This is a genomic window from Planomicrobium sp. MB-3u-38, from assembly GCF_002836425.1.
GTDB lineage: Bacteria > Bacillota > Bacilli > Bacillales_A > Planococcaceae > Planococcus > Planococcus okeanokoites.
Genome location: NZ_PJBO01000059.1, coordinates 1 through 21,086, shown reverse-complemented (window position 1 = coordinate 21,086; position 21,086 = coordinate 1). Strand labels below are relative to the sequence as shown.

Here is a 21,086-nt window from a genome sequence, read left to right as displayed (position 1 = left end):
CATTCACCTTATTTCTACATCATATACTCAATTGTAATAAATAACCATTTAAATTCAGTTTATTCTTTTTTGAGTATCCACTAATGTGTTTAATTAGTAGATATAAAAACAGCCCAGACTAAAAGTCCAAGCTGTTTCCAATACCAATTATCTAAATTCACTATTCAACGCTCTTGCCAGAAATACAGAAAACTCCGCTCTGGTAGTCGATTCCTCGGCGCGGAATGTATCGTCTGGATAGCCGGTTGTGATGCCGTTATCATATAGGCCGGAAATATAGCCTTTTGCCCAGTAGCCAGATTTCACGTCAGTGAAATGATTTTGGCCACTTGCTTTAAAGTCATAGGCGATGCTGATAATTTTCGCCATTTCTGATCGTTTCAGCGTTTTATCCGGTGCGAATGTGCCGTCCGGATTACCATTGAACAAACCTGCTTTAGATGCAGCTGCAATGTAATTCTTCGCCCAGTGTTTACTTGTAACATCTTTATAGCCAGAAGATACATCGTTAAGAGGAAGATCCAAAGCTAAAACCAGCATTTTAGCTGCTTCTGCACGTGTCGTTTTCTTTTCAGATTGGAACTCGCCATTTGGATATCCGCCAATTATTTGGTCGTCAGCTAGATACATAATCTCTTCTAATGCCCAGTGTGTAATTTTCAAGTCAGGGTAGTTGCCATCAGCAACTGTAACAAGTATCGGCTTACTGCTGTTTCCTGCAGCATCCGTTGCCACAACTGATAACTTAGTACCGACTTTTTGTTTAGCAATAGTCACTTCATACTTGCCAGCAGAATCAGCATTCGCCGTTCCGATGGATTTCGTTCCAGCAAGAACCTCAATTTTTGCATCTGCTTCAGCTGTTCCGATTACACGTGTTGAATGATGAGTGATTTTATTAATCACTGCAATGGATGGTGGTGTGCCATCAAGAATACTGACTTGTTTTACAGCACTGATATTTCCTGCTTTATCAGTTGCTTTGATAGCTATAACCGTTCCCGCTTTTTGTTTCGGAATTGAAACAGAATACGTTCCGTCATCCTTGGCTGCCGATGTACCGATCAATGAATTCCCCACTTTAACAGAAATCTGCGATGCGGCTTCAGCAACTCCTCCAACTATTGTAGATTGATCGGTCACTTTGTTTACAGTCGGTGCTGTTGGTGCTGTGACATCAAGAACTATAACGTCCTTAGCAGAACTAATATTACCTGTAGAATCTTTTGCTGTAACACTCAACTTTGTTTCTGCTTTTTGTTTAGCAATCAATACTGCATAGGTGCCATCAACTTCAACTTTCGTTTCTCCAAGAACTGTACTTCCTAATTTAACAGATATTAAAGCATTTACCTCAGCAGTACCTGTCACCGTTGTCGATTTGTCTGTGACTTCATTAACTGTTGGCGCTGCTGGTTCTGTTACATCTAGGACCGCAATTTCAATTGCAGTACTGATATTTCCAGCTGCATCAGTCGCTGTTATGCTCAACTTAGTCCCTGCTTTTTGTAACGGAATCGATACTGCATATGTTCCATCTGTTTTGACTATCGATGTACCGATAACTGAATCACCGGCTTTAACAGAAATCTGTACTGCAGCTTCAGCAGTTCCAGTCACTTCTACTGATTGATCTGTGACTTCGTCAACTACGGGAATTGCAGGTACAGTAGTATCTAAAACTATAATTTCAGTAATATCACTCCTGTTTCCCGCTGCGTCAGTTGCAGTAATAAATAGCTTAGTTTCAGCTTTTTGTTTAGGAATGCTAACAGTGAATGTTCCATCTACATTGGCTGTTGCCATTCCGATTTCTGTAGAACCCGATTTTACTTGAATTGAAGAATCTGCTTCGGCTTTTCCAGTAATTTTTTCAGACTTATCATTTACTTCATCTACCTTAGGGGCCAGTGGCTTTGTAGCATCTATGACCACTATTTCTACTTTGTCACTTTGATTTCCGGCTGTATCTTCAGCGAAGATATAAAGAACTTTTTGTGAATCTTGTTTATCAATAGGAATTAAATAACTTCCATCTTGTTTAACCACCGCACTATAAAGTCTTATTCCATCTTTATCTGTCACTATTATGGTCGACATTGCCTCAGCTTTACCTATAATTTGAGTTGTCTGATCTGTAATAGGTTCAAAACTTGGTATTAAAGGCAGTGTACTATCCTGAACAATCACACTTGTTTCATCACTAACATTTGACATGTAGTCCATAGCAGTAACAATAATCTTTGTTCCTGCTTTTTGCATCTCAATTGGAATAACAAATTCTCCATCCATATCGGATTGGGTTTCACCTAAGAATTTTCCCTCCGAACTTACTGATTTCACTGAAATGTACGGTTCCGTCTTCCCACTTATATCGAGCGATACATCTGTCATTGGGTAGACAGTTGGCGCTTTCGGAGGAGTTCCATCCTCAACAAGTAACTCGTAGGGCTCACTTTCGTTTCCATGTTGATCTACTATTGTCACATACAAAGGAATCTCTGCATGCTGTTTAGGAATTGAAACCTTAAAATCAGTTACTCCATCATAACCTTCTTGAACACCCAAAACCTCTCCAGCCCAGTCTTTCACTATAACTTTTCCACTTGCAATCTTTATACCAAGATGTCCCTCTACTACTGTAGAATAATCGTATACAGTGAAAACAGTTGGTAATGGGATTTTCATATAATGAAATTCAGGTGTATCTTTATGAGGTTCTTCTAAATATGGCTGATACTCAATATATGAAGCGGCTCTTAGGTCATCATTTTTATCAAATATTTTATTACTGATTTCTGTCTCATCAACAGTTCCCCAATAGTTTTCTCTACCATCTATAGCCGTTTGATCATATCCTTCTTTTAGCTTTAATGAAAAACCTTCGGGAGATAGAAAACTATTATTTCTTACAAGTACTTCTGATTCACTGTAGGAAACCCAGTTGACAATATCAGCATCATTATAATATGATCTCTCTCTATCATTATAAAAAACATTGTTATTTATATAGACTTTGATATCGCTATCAATTCCTATATCTAATTTTCCTGCATTTAAAAAAATATTCCTTTCAATGTATACATCTTCTGTAGGATACCAAATATAAGAATACTTATACTCTTCAACCTCTTTTATCACGCTGTCTCGAAGACTCAAATTTCCTACTCCAGTACTTCCTCCAGGATTCAACAAACTCCCCCCTTGAATATGAGCAAATTGAATGTCAATAGTAGGTGGTAATTCTTGACTATAATAACTTTGACTTCCTGTGTTGATGTGCAGGTTGTTAATTTTAACAACCTGATTGCTCGTCCCTCTTATATCCAAAGCTCCCCAAGCAGTTAAAGAAAATCCCTTTCCATCAATTGTTACTCCCTCTTCGATTGTTAGTTTAACTCCTTCTGCTAATTGAAGGTCTTTGGTTAAAAAGTAAGGCGAATTTGCGGCCGTTAATATCGTATCTGAATTGATAATTCCTCCTAAAATAGTACCTGACTCATTCGCTTGAACTTTCGGTATTGCTAAGTTAATAAACATAATAAATATAATTAAAAATGATAGTTTCTTCATGATTGCCTCCGCTAATGTAGTAAAATCCTCAATAATTGCAATTAATAATTTTGTAACCCAAATGACACCTCAAAATTTTATCCATAATATATTTTCTCAATTATGTATACTTCGTGTAGAAGTTAAGAATAATGGAATCTTATTACTTAACTTAATTTTGACTCCTCCTTCTCTAACCGGTGACTTTTTACTTAATATAATTAATTTAACAAGCAACTAAAATAATCAGCTATCTGTAAAATCATTAGTTATTATATCACTTATTTTTACAATATAATACATATTCCGGATTGAACTTAACCCGTGATAAAAATCTTTCCTAGGAGTTTCTCATGTAATAATTAATTTTATTAACTTTTCATTAGTGTATTACTGGCTCAATTTCAATACTTCCAATATTTAGTAATCGAATGAAAACACTAAACATAAGTGCTTGATATATGAGTTGAATGAGAAGGAAGATAAACGATTGGATGATTTAGAGCTACCGATGGTGGAGGATTTCAAAAATAGAAGCTGGCAAGTTTAAGTGTTTTTTTTCAGCAGTTCCCAGAATATCCCTGTGTACTACACATCTATGAGAACTTACTTCTTTTAAAAAAATGAAAACAAGCTCGACGTTATGCTCAATTCGAGTAGTTTTTATACAAGTTTACTGTACATCGTGAATTGCGTTTAACACAGTGGTGTGATATTGCTATTACTATTTATCTGCCTTGATAAAAATGCAAAAGCCGTATCCAAAACCTGATTAAGGTTCTGAATACGGCTTATTGCATATATTCTTTATTAGGAACTTCAAATCAATTATTCACATACTCCGGCTCTCTCTTCTGAGTGGTTTGCGTTTTAGGAGTTTTTACAGCCGGCTCCAAATACTTAATCTTCCCAGTAAAATGCCTGGTTAACTTACTTTGATACAACAAGAACGCCACACCTATACAAGATGCAACCGTCAGGAACGCCATCGAGATGACGTAGCTGAAGAAGTGATCGCCGAATGTCATGGATAGCTTCACGAAGTATGGCAGGAAAATCATATGTGTCAAATAGATAAAGAATGAGAAATTACTGATCATCACCAACGTGTGGTTATCAAAACTGAATTTCCGGATCAACGCCACCAGCAGGAAGAAAACACTTACAGAGAACAGGAACATGTCGTAGCGTTCGCTCGAGATTCTTCCATAGTCCATGACTTTGTAGTTGAACACAATGACACCATAGCTGGAGACAGTCATCAGGATCGGCACCCAGATTTTGTGGGTCAGGAAAGTGACGAGCTGCTCATAATACTGACCGATATAGAAGGCCACGATGAAGTAGAACAGCCACGTAAAGATATGCGTCTTATACCAGAGCGGATATTCGTTCAGGATGAAATTTTGGTACGCCTCCATATGTACATAGCAGTAGACATGGGCAAACGAGATGACGAACGAAATCAGGATCGGCCCGATCGGATTGACGCGTGCCAGGTATTTCCCGATCAGCCAGTGCAGGATATAAAACTGGAAGATGACGATGACAAAGAAACCGTACCACTGGCCATAGAGCACCTTCTTCTGGATCACATCAATAAATACGGCCAGGTCTCCCCCGGCACTCTTATAGCTGACCACTAAACCAACAAGCAGATAAGGAATCAAAATAAACTTGATCCGTTTCCAGAAGAAGCCTTTCTGCAAACCGTTCGGATAGTTTTTGGAGATCAAGGTTTCTGACAGCAGAATAAAGATCGGGGTTGAGCATAGAAGTGCAAAACGGATCCAGAGGATATATTGATCGTAGGCAGCCTGGTCGACTTCTACATTGCGTAAATAATTCGAGATGGAATGTGTTAGAACAATCGCAAGACACATGATTGCCCGTATGATATTAATTTCATTTAGATTTTTCACGTTCATTCTCCATTTACTAACTTATGTAAGAAATACTAAGTTGTTATTTTGTGTAAAAAGAAGAATTTCTTTTGCACACATTATTATAGTATAAAGATTCTCCTTTCTGGTGTCTAGTTGATTTTGATAAAATGTGTGGCTATTTAGTATTTTTTTGGTAATTAGAAACTTTGAGAGTTTAGGATAAAAATTCTTAAATACAAAATAATGGTTATTACTTCTATATTTACAAGCAGTTTTAGTAGAACAATCAATTTCACTCTGCATACCAATCTCATCCTGGTATTTAATGACAACTGTTATTTCAGAATAAGTAAAAACCCTTAAATAGAGTCTTTACATAACAAGCTTTATCATTTTAAAAACAGTTTTATGATTTTTCACTACACCATTCTTATATAAAAGAAATTGTTATATAATAGTAAAAGTGTGATTTTGGAATATGGTCGTCTTATCATAGGCTCTGATCCTGATTGCAAAATTGATTTTGAGGTGAAGAATTTGGATTCAACAAGAGTAAGACCAGTTGCACAACTCATTGCAACGGCCATTATATTTGCTACTCTACTCGTTATGGGAATGCAGTTCACAGTACATCATTTTACAAGCAAGGAGTCTTTAATCTTTCCCACCGTTATCCTTTCCATTGTATTGATCTACCACTTGCTGATCGATAGAAAATTGATCGCAAATAAGAACAATTTACTCGTCACTGGTTCACTAATACTTTTTGCTACTTATTATGTATTGAATATCAACCGAGATGCACCGTTAAAACTTGAATACATAACATACTTCCTAACTATCGTTTTGCTCTTTACAGCAATCGTATTTTTCAAGAATAGAATTGTAGATAAGCGTATGTGGATTGTCTTTGTATTTATCTATGCTAATGTATTCTTTTTACCGATTTTGTTGTCCATCAATAAATTGATTGCAGCAAACTCAAATGGGATAATCGCGTTTTTATTGCTATTCTTTTGTCTGATTAACCTTAAAGAGAAAAATATCATCTTAAAATCGCTAAATATTTATACCACTATCTTGTTGGTTATTACTCTTTTCACCGCAACATCCAGAACCGCTATGATGGCTTTTTTCATTGTTGTCTTCACTTTTTTCGCAATAAAATATCTCTATAAATATATATTCTATATAGTGACTTCTCTTATTCTGTTAAGTCCGATGATTACAGGACTCTATATCTATTTGAAACATACCTCCATTGGCCAATCATTGAATGATCTTAGCATCCAAGTCACAGGTAAAAACTTTTTTTCCGGGAGAGACCGTATTTGGAGCGAAGCTGTAGAAAACGTTCTTCAAAACAGTGCTTTTTGGACGGGGTTAGGGGTTAATAATGAATTTCAAGAGCTTGGCGGCTATTTGCATAACCTATATGTCCAGGTCTTTTTTCAATCCGGTTTCATCGGTCTCGTGTTAGTCGGTGCATTGCTCTTTTCAATAGCTTTTGCTGTTGGAAAAGCAAAAGTAATTGATACAGATTTTAGAATACTTTTAGGTTACTTCACTGCAATTTTATTTTTACAGGTTTTCGAAGGTCACCTAATATATAAGTTTGAAATCATTTCTGTTTTAATGTGGATTATCATTGCTTTTCTAATCAGGAAAGCATCTCATAGACTACCCGATTACACAGCACTTGAGAAAGAAAGTTAATACAGAACTAAACCGCCTGCAGAATTTTTGATTTCTGCAGGCGGTTTTATTGATCGTTCCATTTTCAATTAACGTCTATTTTTCTTAAACTTCAACTTCCCCTACAACGGCCCATCGCCCATTATCTTTACTAAAATCTTTCAGCTTGCCATTCCAATAATCCACATACCTCTTGTCCATGTCTTTGGATGTGAAGAATTGCCGGTGCTGTTCCTGTGTCAGGTAATAGGCAGGCAGTTCATTTACACCCAAGCGTCTCGCTTTGGCCACGCGGTGGTTGCCATCGATCAATCTGAAAAATTCCGGACGCATGCGGACCATGATGATCGGTCTCGTCAAATCCGCTTTTGGCAGGAATTCCTCATCGAGCCTCGGTGAATCGGCACCTGGACCCGGCGGACCAATCTGCACAACAGACAGTTCGACCTGATCCAGGTTCTCCTTTATCCATTCAGTGGCGCGGGTGATATGCCAATTGAATGGAAAGCCACCGAGCATTTCGTCTCCTTCCACTGCTGTACATGGAATAAAATCGGGGTTCTCTTTCATTTTCTTCATTTAACTTCCTTCTCTCGTGCTTTTATTGTTTTTAGGATAGCACATTTGGTGTTTTCTAAGAGAAGATATTATGAAGATTACCAACAACTTATTTTTATCAGATTATTTAGACAATAAACTTTTCTTCTATTATACTTATAGGGCAAGCCAATACTCATTAGAAAAGAGGGATTCCCATAAGCAATTACATTTACAGTGTCGGCATGTCCGGGCTTGCCGGGCAGATTATTCAAGTCGAGGCGACCGTCCGTGACGACAAGGAGTCATGTGTCATCATCGGCTTGCCGGATGTGTCGATCAAAGAGTCGCGGGAGCGGATATTGAATTGTCTCCATGCGCTCGGCAAAGATATCGATATGAAAAAGATCACCATCCACCTGTCGCCTACGGATGTTCGGAAACAAGGCACTTCATATGATGCAGCGATGCTCCTGGCGGTGCTGCAGGCGATGGCAAAACAGCCGATCAAGATACCGGAAAAAACTTGTTTCATCGTCGCGCTGACTTTGGACGCGCAGCTGACGACGTTCCACAGCATGATTCCGACGATCCATCAGGCGATTCTGCTCGGTTTTAAACGCATTTACATTCCACCCATTGAAATCTCCCTTTTTGCCTTAGCAGCGGATATCGAGTTGATCCGTATGCCGGACATGCCCTCATTGCTCGCCCACCTCAAGGGCCAGCCTTCACTTTTTGACAATGAAATCACCCTTCTCCAAACGGAAACGGTTTACGAAGAAACGGAAAAAGCACCGCATATCTGTTTTTCGGCAATCCGCGGCCACACGGATGCCAAACGGGCATTGCTGCTTACGGCGGCTGGCGGCCATCATGTGCTGATGAGCGGTCCGCCCGGCTGCGGCAAAAGTCTGCTCGCAAACGCGTTCCACACGATTCTGCCGGATTTGACACATGATGAGGTGCTGGAAGTCTACAGCATCTACCAGTTGGCAAAACAAGCACGCAGCCTGTCCGAGCGTCCGCCGTTCCGCTCGCCGCATCATTCTTCGTCGGAAGGTGCGATTGTCGGCGGCGGGCGTTACCCGAAACCCGGAGAGATGTCGCTTGCCCACAGGGGTGTTTTATTCCTTGATGAACTAGGTCACTTTCCGCGACGTGTCATTGATACTTTAAGGCAGCCGCTCGAATCGGGATTCGCGGTGGTGAATCGGGTTGAAGGCTCTGACCGTTTTCCGGCGAGCATCAACCTGATCGCAGCGACCAATCCCTGTCCGTGCGGCTATTACGGCGCCCGGGAGAAATACTGCGTCTGCAGCGACAAGGTACGCTTGAAGTATATGCAGAAAATCACCGGACCGATCATTGATCGCATCGACTTTGTGCTGGCATTGAAAAGCCAGAGCGTGTTCGAACAAGTGACATCGGCGACGTCCGAAGAAATGCGGGAGATGGTGGCGGTAGCACGTGACCGGCAGCGGCTCCGCTACGGCGCAAACTACACGAATGCCATTGTGCCGGTTAAGCTGTTCGAGGAGAAGGTGTCCTTCAGTTCCGCACAGCTGGCGCGGATCGAAGCGGCCAGTTTCGAAGAGAACCTGAGCAGCCGATCGACGCTGAAAATCCTGCGGCTGGCAAGGACGATTGCGGATGTGCGGAATGAAGATGCCGTGTCGGATGGGGCGGTGGATGAAGCGCTGAAGTGGAAAATTTCCGCTTCAGTTGCGCAGAATTCGTTGATGCGGTAACCGAAGATGACGAGGAAGCGTGAATTCAATCCGAATTCCTATTACCACGTCATTCTGCGCGGCAATAACCGACAGTCGGTTTTTGGGACAAAAGAGGATATGCATGAACTGAAGCGGGTATTTGTGGAAGTCCATGCCAGCTATCCATTCACAATCCTGGCGTGGTGTTTTATGACGAACCACTATCATATCCTGATCAAACCGCTGCGAGATCCGCTCCACAAAGTCATGAGTCAGATCAACCGGCGTTATAGTCTGTCGTATGCGAAGCGCCATAACCACATCGGCCGTATTTACCAGAAGCGCTATTTTGCAAAGGAAGTGGATTCCCGTCTGGGGCTCCTAACCGTCAGCAGCTATATCCACCGTAACCCGATCCAGACGAAAAAGCCGATGGTCGAGCGGCTGGAGCAGTATCCGTACAGTTCATTTCCGTTGTATTGGGATGAGTCGATTGCCGCTCCGGCTTTCTTGGACCGGGAGATGTTAAGGGAGTTATTGCCGGAACCGTTTGAGAAGAACAACACGGCGTATTGTATGTATTGCCTGACATATGCCCAGAATGCGGAGGAAGACAAGCATGTGGAGGATATGGAGCCGCCGGTGATGTAGGCGGGCGGCTTCCAACAGTTCCCAGATTGTCCCTGTGTCCGGTGCAATTATGACTATTTATCCGCTTCGATAAAAATTTAAAAGCCGCATCCTCTAACCCTAGTGGTTTTATGGATGCACCATTTTTTATATGCAGTTGTCGTGAATAAACTGATTTGTGTCTGACACAGGGGCGCGATTTAAATTTGGCTCCTGTCCAGAATTGATTTCTTATTGATTACAATAAAAATATGCTATTATATAAGAAAGAGGTGATCGACGATGGATTCTAAGCGTAAACTGGAAATTGCAAGCATTGCCATGAAGGAGCGTCGAAATTCAAAGTCGATGTTGCCGGATGATTTCCTGAGAACTTTAGAAGAGAGGACAGGAGAAATTGTTTCTGATTTAAAGCCGGGCAGACAGCGTCCCCGATCTGAAGATGAGACTAAAATCCTTCTGATGTTTGAAAAAGAGTATGGAGAACAAAATAGAACAATATAAAGAAAAATTAGCTCGCTTGAAAGACCTTCCTTTAGCAGAAAAGAATATCCGTGTTGCTGGACTTGTAACAGAGTATATTGAAAACAAGCATCCGAATATTTTATTGATAGTAGTCGGAGGTCTGAGTGTTGAATACTATACCACCGGCCAATATGCAACAGCTGATATTGATTTTGTTGCAACTTCCCATGAAAAAATTATGGAATCTCTTGTGGAGTTAGGTTTCGAAAGACAGGGAAAAGACAGCTATTTAAAGGAATTGCAAGTTTCCGTCGAAGTACCTGACAACCATCTGGCTGGCAGTTACGAAAAAGTAAGAGATGTGCTGACTGATGACGGTTGCATTGTTCATATGATCAGTCCGGAAGATATATTCTGTGACAGGTTACGGGCACTAGTGCACTGGAAAGAGAAAGAGCAGCTCAAATGGATGACGAAACTCTATGAAGCAAATGAATTGGATCAGGATTATATCTATTCCCAATTAGAAGGCAAAAAAGAAATAGAGGTAGCCGATGTATTTTTCGAAACGATCAAAGAGCAAGGACAGTGAAATTACTGTCCTTGCTCTTTTTCTATTTATCTTTGTTCCATTCGATTTCTTCTCCAGGATCCAATATCTCCATCTTCAACTGAAATCCTTCATAGTGCATCAGCAGCTTCCCAATTTGTTCCCACGTATAGGGTTTTCCGTCCACCACCAGCAACGGAATTTCTTCAGCTGCCGGATTCCATTCGATTCGGCCCGCTAAACGCTCGTTACGGAGACCGTGGTAAGTGGTTTCATCTTCAAATAATTTCTCCTCAACGTATGTTTCAGCCATCCCCTTTTCAGCTTTGGCCAACAATTGCATCAACAGTTTCTCCTGATCACAATTTAAGTCACCAGACAGCTGAAAGAAATAGCCACCTTCTTCCACCTGCTCTTCAGCCTCCATGATGACACCAATCGGATCCAGGCGCTTACGTAAGCGATAACGATGCACTTCTCCTAGTCCATCCCTTATAGACAGCGATTTCGGATAGCTGGTGGCCTCTACACCGAGTTCCTCTGTCATCAGGGTATTGTAGCATGTTAAACAGAACCGTTCTTCCCCGTAACGAATAGTGGATTCATCCTTTTTACACGTTTGGCATTTTTCCATGCCGCTTCACCTCTTTGCTGTTCTCGTTCTCTCTATACAATAAAACAAGGCGGAGCGCTGTGCAATCCAAGGTGTAAAAGTTGTTTGACAGACCCGATGTTCTTAAATGATGGAATGGCTGCTCGGGATTGGAGGGAATCGCGCTTTCATCCGATGTGGGTCTTTTCACGAGAAGGGTGGCTCGCGAGCTATTTTCGGGTCTGCACCCAAAGCCATTTCCAGCAGTTCCCAGATTGTCCCTGTGTCGCACACTTTTATGACTATTTACCTTTTCGGATAAACATAGAAAAACTGCATCGAAAACCATTGGTGTTCCTGGATACAGCTTCTTTTGTATGCAATTGTCATGAATAAACTGAGTTGTGTCTGACACAGGGGCGCGAATTTATTATGAAAATTCTAAGGGTCATTTATTTTAATATTATTGTGATTAAAATTTAAACAAATATATCTATTGGTTAATAGTAATTTTTAACAAGAAATGGTCTAACATTAAATATAAGCTAAAAAATCATATAAAAATAAGCGTCTAATAAGACTCCAATATCTGGAATAAACTTATTAAACGCCCTTTTTCGCTTTTAAGTTATAAAAACTAACTACTTACTATCTTTAACATTTAATTCTTCCAACTTCTTCTCAAACAACTCCAACAACTGCTCCCGCAACTCTGGACGCTGTAAAGCGAACTCAATAGTTGTCTCGATAAACCCAAACTTCTCACCAACATCAAAACGGCGACCGTCAAATTCATAGGCAAAAACCGACTGAGTCTCATTCAACTTCTGAATAGCATCCGTCAATTGTATCTCTCCACCCGCGCCTAACTGATGTTCACCCAGGAAATTAAAGATTTCCGGAGTTAGCACATAACGGCCCATGATTGCATAATTCGATGGAGCAGTTCCAGCTGCAGGTTTTTCAACAAACTTATTAACTTCAATCAGTTTGCCGTCCACCAATACCGGATCAATAATGCCGTAACGCTGTGTATCTTCATCAGATACTTGCTTGACACCAATTACACTCTTACCAACCTGCTCGTGCTGCTTTATCAATTGCAACAAGCCTGGCTCATCGTTTTCGACGATGTCATCCCCCAACAAAACTGCAAAGGGCTCGTTTCCGATAAATTTACGGGCAGACCAAATTGCATGACCTAATCCCAGTGGTTGTTTCTGGCGGATATAGTGAATTTCAACGTTAGACGTTTGTAAAACAGAATCCAACATGTCTGTCTTTCCTTTTTTCAAAAGGGTTTCTTCAAGTTCGAAAGCATGATCGAAATGGTCCTCGATTGCCCGCTTCCCTTTACCCGTTACAATAATGATATCTTCAATGCCAGAAGCAATTGCCTCTTCTACTATGTATTGGATAGTCGGCTTATCAACGATCGGCAACATTTCTTTAGGCATTGCTTTTGTGGCCGGAAGGAATCGAGTTCCCAAGCCTGCTGCTGGAATAATCGCTTTTTTGACCTGCACTTAAACACCTTCTTTTCACAATCTCTAACTAATCACTTTTTATTATAGTATTTACAATACCAGTCGGTGAATTGCTGTAAGCCTTCTTCAATTGATGTCTTTGGCTTAAATCCAACCGCTTCTTCAAGTAACTTTGTGGAAGCAAAAGTTGCTGGAACATCACCTGGTTTGATAGGTTCATATTTCTTTTTGAACTCTACTTCTCTACCTAAACTATTTTCTAAGCACTTTTCAAGTGTTCCTATAAATGTCATTAACTTTTCTGGGCTGCTGTTTCCGATATTAAAAACTCTATGAGGAGCATTTTCAGTTTTGACTGGAGGATTCGACAATAAACGCTGAATGCCTTCGACAATATCATCTACATATGTGAAGTCTCGATATAAATCGTTTTCGAAATCTCCGTCATTAAAGATTTTAATTTCTTCTCCAGCAAAGTACTTATCAGTAAATCCAAAATAAGCCATATCTGGTCTTCCCATCGGTCCATAAACTGTAAAGAAGCGTAGACCTGTTGAAGGGATGTTATACAAATGACTATATGTATGAGCCATCAATTCATTGGATTTTTTTGTAGAAGCATAGAGTGAAACCGGTGTATCCACAAAATCAGTTTCTTCAAAAGGCACTTTCTTATTTGATCCATATACAGAACTGGAAGATGCATAGACTAAATGATCAACCGGATAATGTCTACATGCTTCAAGAATATTGTAAAATCCTATAATGTTGCTTTGTATATAGACGTCGGGATTCTCAATCGAATACCGTACTCCTGCCTGTGCAGCCAGATTTATAACTAGATTGGGCTTACGTTCCTCGAAAATTTGATTAATGACAGATTGGTCTGAAATATCTCCCTTTATAAAAAGAAAATTTTCCTGCTCTAACAAACTCTTCAATCTTTCATCCTTTAATTTAACATCATAATAATCATTTAAATTATCAATACCAATTACATTACAACCATTATCTAGTAGCTGCATAGATAAATAATATCCTATAAACCCAGCAGCTCCAGTCACCAGGTAAGTTTTATCAGAGTCTAGAAGATTGTAACTCAACTTTCTTCAGCTCCTTCAAACCATTTTTATTTGCTGGTGCGCGTCCGATAGAGTAGTATTCCACTCCCGCTTCAGCCATGCTTTCAACAGCGTGGAGATTTCTGCCATCATATACTAAAGGAGTTCTCATAAGCATTTTGAATGCTTCAGGCTGAACTTGCTTAACCTCTCCCCATTCAGTAAAAATGAAACATACATTAGCATCTTCCAGAGCAGCTTCTGCACTTTGTACGTAAGTAATGGTACCATTTCCGTTTGCCCCTTCTGGATAAACTTTAGCAAAGTTATCCGAACCAACAGGATCAAACGCATAGATATCTGCTCCTTGTGCAAGAAGAAGAGGAATATTCTCAAGAGACGGTGCTTCCCGCAAATCGTCTGTTCCTGGCTTAAAGGTCAAGCCTAAAACGGCTACTTTTAATCCGTTGAATGTAATTAAGCGATTGCTTGCCTTTTTATAAAGCAAAGTTTTCTGATCTCTATTCACATCAATAGCTGCTTTAATTGTTTTCAGTTCATAGCCATTTTGTGTAGCCAAATAATCCAATGCTTTTGTATCTTTAGGGAAACATGAACCACCGTAACCAATTCCAGCATTTAGGAATTTACTACCGATTCGGTCATCGAAACTCATTCCTTGAGCAACATCTTGCACATCCGCTCCAACTAATTCACAAAGATTAGCGATATCATTCATATAAGAAATTTTTAAAGCCAAAAAGTCGTTAGAAGCATATTTTATCATCTCTGAGGACCTTCTGTTCACTGCTACAATCGGCAAATTAAATGGTTCATAGATTTTCTTCAATAAATTTTCTGCCCATTCACTTTCTGTTCCGATTATAATTCGTTTTGCAAATAACGTATCATGCACTGCTGAGCCTTGTGCTAAAAATTCGGGATTTGACGCTACCTCTACCCGCACATCATTTACCAAAAAATCATTAATGAATTGTTCCACTTTATCATTAGTACCAACTGGGACAGTAGATTTAACAACGATTAAGCAGTCTTTTTCAACGTTCTCAGCAATCTGTCTTGCTACCGTTGCTATATATGATAAGTTCGCTGAACCATCTTCGTTCTCCGGAGTTCCAACACCTATAAACACTGCGTCGGCATCTTTGTACGCTACTTTATAGTCGGTAGTATATTCTATTTTTCCAGAAGCATAATTTTTCTGCATCAATTCTTCTAAGTTTTCTTCATAAATTGGCGATACGCCAGATTGCATAATCTTAACCTTTTTTTCATCTATATCTACACAAGTCACTTTATGACCCATTTCAGCAAAACAGACACCAGCGACTAAACCGACATAACCTGTTCCGGCTACTGCTATTTTATACATACAAACACCAACTTATTTAGTATTTTTTCCATACAATTTTATTTGCATAATCAGTATAAGAAATAATTATTCTCAGTACTTTATCAGATACATTTGGCATGCTGTAATCTTGAACTTTTAGTAAGATGTTTTCACTTTGTGAATCTAGAACTTCTAACCCCTGTAATATTCTTTCTTTCTCCAAACCCACCATCATAACCGAAGCTTCTTCCATGGACTCAGGACGCTCATGAGCTTCTCTTATATTCAGTGCTTTAAAACCTAAAATGGATGATTCTTCACTAATAGTCCCACTGTCGCTAAGAACTGCTTTAGCTTTAATTTGCAACTTCACATAATCATTAAAACCCAATGGTTTCATCATCTTTATTAGTGAGTTAAATTTAATTTCTTTTGCATCAATCATTTTCTGAGTCCTAGGATGAGTACTAATGATTATTGGCAGACTATACAGATCTGCAATCACATTTAAACTATTACATAAATCCATAAAGTTCTTTTCAGAACCGATGTTCTCTTCTCGGTGAGCAGATACTACAAAATAATTGTCTTCTTGAAGATTCAATTCCTCAATTATATTTGAGTTCTTAATATCTTCTTTTCTTGAATTAAGAACTTCGAACATCGGACTACCAGTTTTTATAATTCGATCTGCCGGCAATCCTTCTCTTAAAAGATATTCCCTGGCAATATCACTATAGGTTAAATTGATATCAGCAGTATGATCGACAATTTTACGATTTGTTTCTTCTGGTACACGCTGATCGAAACACCTGTTGCCGGCTTCCATGTGGAAGATAGGAATTTGTCTTCTCTTGGCAGCAATAGCAGATAGGCAGCTATTTGTATCTCCAAGTACCAGTAATGCTTCTGGTTTCACTTCTTCTAAAATCGGATCGATTTTCAAAAGTATATTTCCGATTGTTTCAACAGCTGTGCCGTTTGCAGCGTTTAAGAAATAATCCGGTTTTCTCAAGTCAAAATCTTTGAAGAAAACTTCATTTAGTTCATAATCATAGTTTTGACCAGTATGTACAAGAATGTGTTCAATTGCATTAGATTCTTCTAATTTATTGATAACTGCTGAAAGTCTAATGATTTCAGGTCTTGTTCCTACAACAGTCATTACTTTTAATTTTTTCATTTTAAACCTCCAAATAATGAGTGTCCGGCTTATCTGGCTCGAAGCTTTCATTCACCCACATAACTGTGACTAAGTCTGTTTCTCCAATGTTCACGATTGAATGTGTATAGCCTGTTGGAATATCTACAACCTTCAGTTTATCACCGTTCACATAGTATTCTATAATCTCTGTTGAATCAATATTTCTGAATCTAATTAAACCATTCCCGCTTACTACTAAGAACTTTTCGTTTTTTGTATGATGCCAATGATTTCCTTTCGTAATACCAGGTTTAGAAATGTTTACTGAAACCTGGCCACGATCTGGTGTACGGAGGAATTCAGTAAAGGAACCCCGGTTATCAATATTCATTTTTAAATCATAAGAAAAATTATCTTCCGGTAAGAAACTAAGGTAAGTGCTGTATAACTTCTTCGTCAGTTCATCGTTCATCACGGGAACTGCTAAGGAGGTTCTGCTGTACTTAAAGTTTCTAATCTGATTCGCTAATTCTCCCAGTGTAATGTTATGAGTAACTGGTATAATGCAGAAATCTCCATTGACAGATGGATTGCCTTTCAGTGCTCTCATAAATTCTTCCAGGACATCATCAATGTAAGCCAATTCTAGAAGCACTGCTGAATTACTTATGTGAATATCTAAATCTCTTGCTATGTTATAACAGTAAGTCGCAACTACTGTATTATAATTTGGCTTACTCCATTTACCGAATAAGTTTGGTAACCTGTATATAAATGTTTTTGCACCTGTTTCTTGTGTATAAGCAAATAATTCATTTTCTCCAGCTTTTTTGCTTTGTCCATATGGATTATTTTTCTCTGCTTGAATTGAAGAAGTCATCAATACTTTGGTTTTATTTTTATTTTTTTTTAGTAGTTGAAGCAATCTAGAAGTTAAGCCATGGTTTCCTTTTTTGAATTCACTTTCATTTTCCGGACGGTTCACACCGGCTAAGTGAAAAACAAAATCACAGTCTTTTGTATAATTTTCTAGATCTTCAAATGAACTCTCTCTATTAAATAGGTATAAATCCTTGTAACCTTGATTTCTTAATTCTGCCACTAAGTTTTTACCGACAAATCCATTAGCACCTGTCACTAAAATTTTTGTCATTGTTTGACACCCATTTTAGCAAGTTCTTCTTTAACTACATCAAGAGTTAGCAATAACTCTTTAATCTCCTGATTTGATAGCCGATGTGTGTTGTGAGAATTGTACTCCCAACCTTCGGAAATTTCCTCTTCACCTTCAGTGAAATATTTATTGTAGTTTAAATCACGATTATCAGCTGGGATACGATAGTACCCCCCCATATCAGTAGCAACAGCCATTTCTTCCCTAGTAAGAAGAGTTTCATATAATTTTTCACCATGGCGAGTTCCAATTACTTCGATTGGATTATCAACTTTAAACAAATCTTTAAGTGCCTGCGCAAGTTCCCCAATCGTAGAAGCAGGAGCTTTTTGAACAAATATATCTCCTTGATTTGAGTTTAAGAAAGCGAATAGGACTAATTCAACTGCATCTTCCAAAGACATTAGATATCTAGTCATTTCCGGATCCGTAATAGTTAAAGGTTTACCAGCTTTTATTTGGTCAATGAAAAGCGGTATTACTGAGCCGCGCGAAGCCATAACATTACCGTATCGAGTTCCACAAATGTTAGTATCTTCAACATCGACAGTCCTAGACTTAGCTACAGTTACTTTTTCCATCATTGCTTTCGAAATCCCCATAGCATTAATGGGATATACAGCTTTATCAGTTGAAAGACAAATGACTTTTTTGACATTGTTTTGAATAGCTGCATTTAGTACATTTTCTGTGCCAACTACATTTGTTTTGACTGCTTCCATAGGAAAAAATTCACATGAAGGAACTTGTTTTAATGCAGCTGCGTGAAATACATAATCAACATTTTTCATAGCTGTATTTATACTATTTATATCTCTAACATCTCCAATATAATACTTCACTTTCGGGTTATTAAGTCTTTTACGAATGTCTTCTTGCTTCTTTTCATCTCTTGAAAAAATACGTATTTCCTTTATATTTGTATCTAAAAATCTATTTAACACCGCATTTCCGAAAGACCCGGTTCCCCCAGTAATTAATAATACTTTATTTTTAAACATAATTTTTATCTCCTTTAACTTTCTTATTTAAATAAATTTCCAATGTGATAGGCTGAATAATACAATAGATGCTCATAGCAATTACATTTGCTACAATAACCCCAATCCAAGAGTCGAAGTAATTCATCAATACAATAGAAAGAGGTATCTTTAGGATTGCTCCAAAAGTTAAAAATATAGCTTGTACTTTCAACTTCCCAAGCCCATTAACAATACTTGATATAACGCCATTCCAAATGAATAAACTTCCAGAAATCGCAAAGATTATAGCATATTTGTAATTCACTTCTAATGAATCTTTACCTAACCAATAGTTAATAGCGTCTTGTAATAAAATAACTAAAGTAAATTCAACAAGGATGGCTGCAAGTGTCAATAATTTCAAAACTGAAAATATTTTTTTTATCCAAAGATAATTCTTTTCTGCTATAGCTTTTGTTACTGCAGACCAAATAGGTATTAACCCTATACTAAAAAGGGTACCTATCAGTGTAAATAATTTGTTATAAACTTGGTATTCTACAACCATTGCAGGATCAAAAAACCATGTAATTAAAAATTCATTAGTTGTTGTAATAAACATAAACATGATTTGAATCCAAAAAAAGACACCACCTAGTACAAAAATATTCTTTGCAATCTTTTTATCCAAATACTTAAAATTCGGTTTTGATTTTGATAACGTTGTCTTAAAAGCGATAATTGTAGCTATTAACAACGGAGCGTTTACTGCAATTAAATAGACTAAAGCAAGATTTATTAAGTTTGTAGAAGTGTCTAATGATCCGAAATTTGCGACATATATAAGGACTAATATACTTGTTAATAATGTGAGTAAATTAGTCAATGCGGATTTTTGCATAGCGTATAAAATAGAATTTATTAATTTTAAAAACAATTGCAGAATTATACTAACAAACACTATTACTATAGCTAAATTAAAAGTTTTTGATGATATACTCAGTTCTGTAATATTGAAAACAGACTTCCAATCTATATATTTTGAAACAAGTAAAAAAATGCTTATTGTAACTAGACTCAATAAACCCATAAAAAAGTATGCTGAAGAAATATACTTTTTTGCTAAAACATGATCGTTATACACAAAAGCTTTAACTAAATTGTTTCTAAGTCCGTTTCCTACACCAAAATCAAAGGTTAAAATCCAAGTTAAAACAGAAAGTAATGTGAACCAAATTCCTAAAATTTGCTGATTGTCAAAATAACTAATATATGCAGGCAATGTTGCCAATGAAACTATCAAAGCACCACCTTTGATAGTCAAAGAGCCAAAGATATTGACAAGAAGGCTTTTGTTATCTCGATTTATAATAAATTTAGCCATTAATTATTCCTATTAAATCTTCCAGTTCTTTCTCGAATTTATTATCTAACATATTAATTAACTTCGAACTATTATAACGTTCTGTTACATCAATTGACATAATTGCTTTAGCCAAACTCTCTGAACTAGAACTCTGACTATAATAGATAATAGAATCGACTGGTGACAGCGATAAAACCTCTAATTTTATAGATACAACTCTTAAACCATTTACTAAATAGGAAAAAACTTTAGAAGGAAATGATGTTTTGTTAAAATCAGCATCCGGTCTTTGAGTACTCAAACCAATATGACATTTCTGCAAAAAGGAAACGTATTCTTTACCTTTTAATTCTCCTTCATAGGTTATTTCACACTCAGAAAGTTCGGATGTTTTAGTAATTTGTTTTATTGTTTCTTTTAATTGACTTGAGCTTCCAAAGCCCATAATATGCAAGTGATAATTATTCGATAGATGAGGTGCTATTTCAATAGCTGTCTGCACTCCACCTTTATTCGGATCAAAGGTTCCAGCATATACAATATGGATTTTACCATCAGAAAAATTCGATACTCTTCTTTCTTCTATTTTATATGTGCCGTATAGAATTGTATGACCTTTTGATTGCGAATTAATTTTATCGTTTAATAGCGATGTCGGGAAAATATACTTATCTGCTAAGTTAATCGTTTTATGTTCCAAAAGTGAATTAATTTTTGAAACTTTTCTAGCATCTTGATATATTTCCTCAACTTCTAATATCAATTTAAACTTTTTTATTTTTTTTGCTACATATAAAGGATACATTAACCAAAGTGAGTGATATACTATTAAATTTTCTCCTTTTTTGGTATTTAGAATGAGATAAATAAATAGCCAGAATTGAGAAATTAAAACACTTAAAGGTTTTAAATATTTTAA

The 21,086-nt window shown here is 37.8% G+C and carries 17 protein-coding genes; 5 read left to right on the top strand and 12 right to left on the bottom strand.

Annotation, left to right across the window (positions count from 1 at the left end; genetic code table 11):
• Positions 1-147: 147 nt before the first annotated feature.
• Together CXF70_RS10460 and CXF70_RS10455 are read right to left on the bottom strand one after the other, a co-directional pair.
• Positions 148-3,573 (bottom strand): Ig-like domain-containing protein, encoded by a 3,426-nt coding sequence (locus CXF70_RS10460; RefSeq protein WP_101802616.1) that lies wholly within the window; start codon positions 3,571-3,573, stop codon positions 148-150.
• A gap of 803 nt (positions 3,574-4,376) precedes the next feature.
• A complete protein-coding gene (locus CXF70_RS10455) occupies positions 4,377-5,474 on the bottom strand; it encodes an acyltransferase family protein (protein ID WP_101802615.1) in 1,098 nt (365 codons plus the stop codon).
• A gap of 435 nt (positions 5,475-5,909) precedes the next feature.
• Here CXF70_RS10455 and CXF70_RS10445 point away from each other — a divergent pair, with 435 nt between their 5' ends.
• A complete protein-coding gene (locus CXF70_RS10445) occupies positions 5,910-7,154 on the top strand; it encodes an O-antigen ligase family protein (protein WP_101802613.1) in 1,245 nt (414 codons plus the stop codon).
• 84 nt (positions 7,155-7,238) lie between these two features.
• On the opposite strand, the gene CXF70_RS10440 is transcribed toward CXF70_RS10445, so the two are convergent.
• A complete protein-coding gene (locus CXF70_RS10440) occupies positions 7,239-7,712 on the bottom strand; it encodes a ParB N-terminal domain-containing protein (protein ID WP_101802612.1) in 474 nt (157 codons plus the stop codon).
• 170 nt (positions 7,713-7,882) lie between these two features.
• On the opposite strand from CXF70_RS10440, the gene CXF70_RS10435 reads away from it, so the two are divergent.
• From CXF70_RS10435 to CXF70_RS10420, 4 genes are all read left to right on the top strand, one after another.
• Positions 7,883-9,421 carry a YifB family Mg chelatase-like AAA ATPase gene (locus CXF70_RS10435; RefSeq protein ID WP_369916939.1) on the top strand — a complete coding sequence of 513 codons (1,539 nt, stop codon included), beginning with the start codon at positions 7,883-7,885 and terminating at the stop codon, positions 9,419-9,421.
• A 6-nt stretch (positions 9,422-9,427) separates the two neighbouring features.
• Complete coding sequence (locus tag CXF70_RS10430; protein WP_101802610.1) at positions 9,428-10,033, top strand: transposase; 606 nt, start codon at positions 9,428-9,430, stop codon at positions 10,031-10,033.
• Positions 10,034-10,294: 261 nt separating this feature from the next.
• Positions 10,295-10,516 (top strand): hypothetical protein, encoded by a 222-nt coding sequence (locus tag CXF70_RS10425; protein WP_101802609.1) that lies wholly within the window; start codon positions 10,295-10,297, stop codon positions 10,514-10,516.
• Positions 10,491-11,069: a hypothetical protein gene (locus tag CXF70_RS10420; RefSeq protein ID WP_101802608.1), complete on the top strand. Its 579-nt coding sequence runs from the start codon at positions 10,491-10,493 to the stop codon at positions 11,067-11,069. The genes CXF70_RS10425 and CXF70_RS10420 overlap by 26 nt, the downstream gene beginning before the upstream one ends.
• 22 nt (positions 11,070-11,091) lie before the next feature.
• Here the strand turns inward: CXF70_RS10420 and CXF70_RS10415 are convergent, their stop codons facing one another.
• The 9 genes from CXF70_RS10415 to CXF70_RS10375 all read right to left on the bottom strand — a co-directional run.
• Entirely contained in the window at positions 11,092-11,661 is a 570-nt protein-coding gene (locus CXF70_RS10415; RefSeq protein ID WP_101802607.1) for a DUF7713 domain-containing protein, read from the bottom strand.
• A 599-nt stretch (positions 11,662-12,260) separates the two neighbouring features.
• Positions 12,261-13,145, bottom strand: a complete 885-nt coding sequence (gene galU / locus CXF70_RS10410; RefSeq protein ID WP_101802606.1) for a UTP--glucose-1-phosphate uridylyltransferase GalU — start codon at positions 13,143-13,145, stop codon at positions 12,261-12,263.
• Between the two features lie 32 nt (positions 13,146-13,177).
• Entirely contained in the window at positions 13,178-14,209 is a 1,032-nt protein-coding gene (locus CXF70_RS10405; protein WP_101802605.1) for a GDP-mannose 4,6-dehydratase, read from the bottom strand.
• Complete coding sequence (locus CXF70_RS10400) at positions 14,184-15,560, bottom strand: UDP-glucose dehydrogenase family protein (protein WP_101802604.1); 1,377 nt, start codon at positions 15,558-15,560, stop codon at positions 14,184-14,186. Before CXF70_RS10400 ends, CXF70_RS10405 begins: the two co-directional genes overlap by 26 nt.
• A 16-nt stretch (positions 15,561-15,576) precedes the next feature.
• Positions 15,577-16,704 carry a non-hydrolyzing UDP-N-acetylglucosamine 2-epimerase gene (wecB, locus tag CXF70_RS10395; RefSeq protein WP_101802603.1) on the bottom strand — a complete coding sequence of 376 codons (1,128 nt, stop codon included), beginning with the start codon at positions 16,702-16,704 and terminating at the stop codon, positions 15,577-15,579.
• A 1-nt stretch (position 16,705) separates the two neighbouring features.
• The gene (locus CXF70_RS10390; RefSeq protein WP_101802602.1) at positions 16,706-17,818 is read right to left on the bottom strand and encodes a polysaccharide biosynthesis C-terminal domain-containing protein; all 1,113 of its coding nucleotides are present in this window, start codon (positions 17,816-17,818) and stop codon (positions 16,706-16,708) included.
• A complete protein-coding gene (locus CXF70_RS10385) occupies positions 17,815-18,840 on the bottom strand; it encodes a nucleoside-diphosphate sugar epimerase/dehydratase (RefSeq protein WP_101802601.1) in 1,026 nt (341 codons plus the stop codon). Before CXF70_RS10385 ends, CXF70_RS10390 begins: the two co-directional genes overlap by 4 nt.
• Positions 18,833-20,185, bottom strand: a complete 1,353-nt coding sequence (locus CXF70_RS10380; RefSeq protein WP_101802600.1) for an MATE family efflux transporter — start codon at positions 20,183-20,185, stop codon at positions 18,833-18,835. The genes CXF70_RS10385 and CXF70_RS10380 overlap by 8 nt, the downstream gene beginning before the upstream one ends.
• Positions 20,178-21,086: glycosyltransferase (locus CXF70_RS10375; RefSeq protein ID WP_145990720.1), on the bottom strand; the 909-nt coding region annotated here is incomplete at its 5' end. The genes CXF70_RS10375 and CXF70_RS10380, both read right to left, overlap by 8 nt.

Coding starts and splice junctions, on each gene's coding strand:
- CXF70_RS10415 (WP_101802607.1), bottom strand. CDS start 11,661: ATGGAAAAATGCCAAACGTGTAAAAAGGATGAATCCACTATTCGTTAC.
- CXF70_RS10420 (WP_101802608.1), top strand. CDS start 10,491: ATGGAGAACAAAATAGAACAATATAAAGAAAAATTAGCTCGCTTGAAA.
- CXF70_RS10425 (WP_101802609.1), top strand. CDS start 10,295: ATGGATTCTAAGCGTAAACTGGAAATTGCAAGCATTGCCATGAAGGAG.
- CXF70_RS10390 (WP_101802602.1), bottom strand. CDS start 17,818: ATGACAAAAATTTTAGTGACAGGTGCTAATGGATTTGTCGGTAAAAAC.
- wecB (WP_101802603.1), bottom strand. CDS start 16,704: ATGAAAAAATTAAAAGTAATGACTGTTGTAGGAACAAGACCTGAAATC.
- CXF70_RS10460 (WP_101802616.1), bottom strand. CDS start 3,573: ATGAAGAAACTATCATTTTTAATTATATTTATTATGTTTATTAACTTA.
- CXF70_RS10380 (WP_101802600.1), bottom strand. CDS start 20,185: ATGGCTAAATTTATTATAAATCGAGATAACAAAAGCCTTCTTGTCAAT.
- CXF70_RS10440 (WP_101802612.1), bottom strand. CDS start 7,712: ATGAAGAAAATGAAAGAGAACCCCGATTTTATTCCATGTACAGCAGTG.
- CXF70_RS10385 (WP_101802601.1), bottom strand. CDS start 18,840: ATGTTTAAAAATAAAGTATTATTAATTACTGGGGGAACCGGGTCTTTC.
- CXF70_RS10430 (WP_101802610.1), top strand. CDS start 9,428: ATGACGAGGAAGCGTGAATTCAATCCGAATTCCTATTACCACGTCATT.
- CXF70_RS10400 (WP_101802604.1), bottom strand. CDS start 15,560: ATGTATAAAATAGCAGTAGCCGGAACAGGTTATGTCGGTTTAGTCGCT.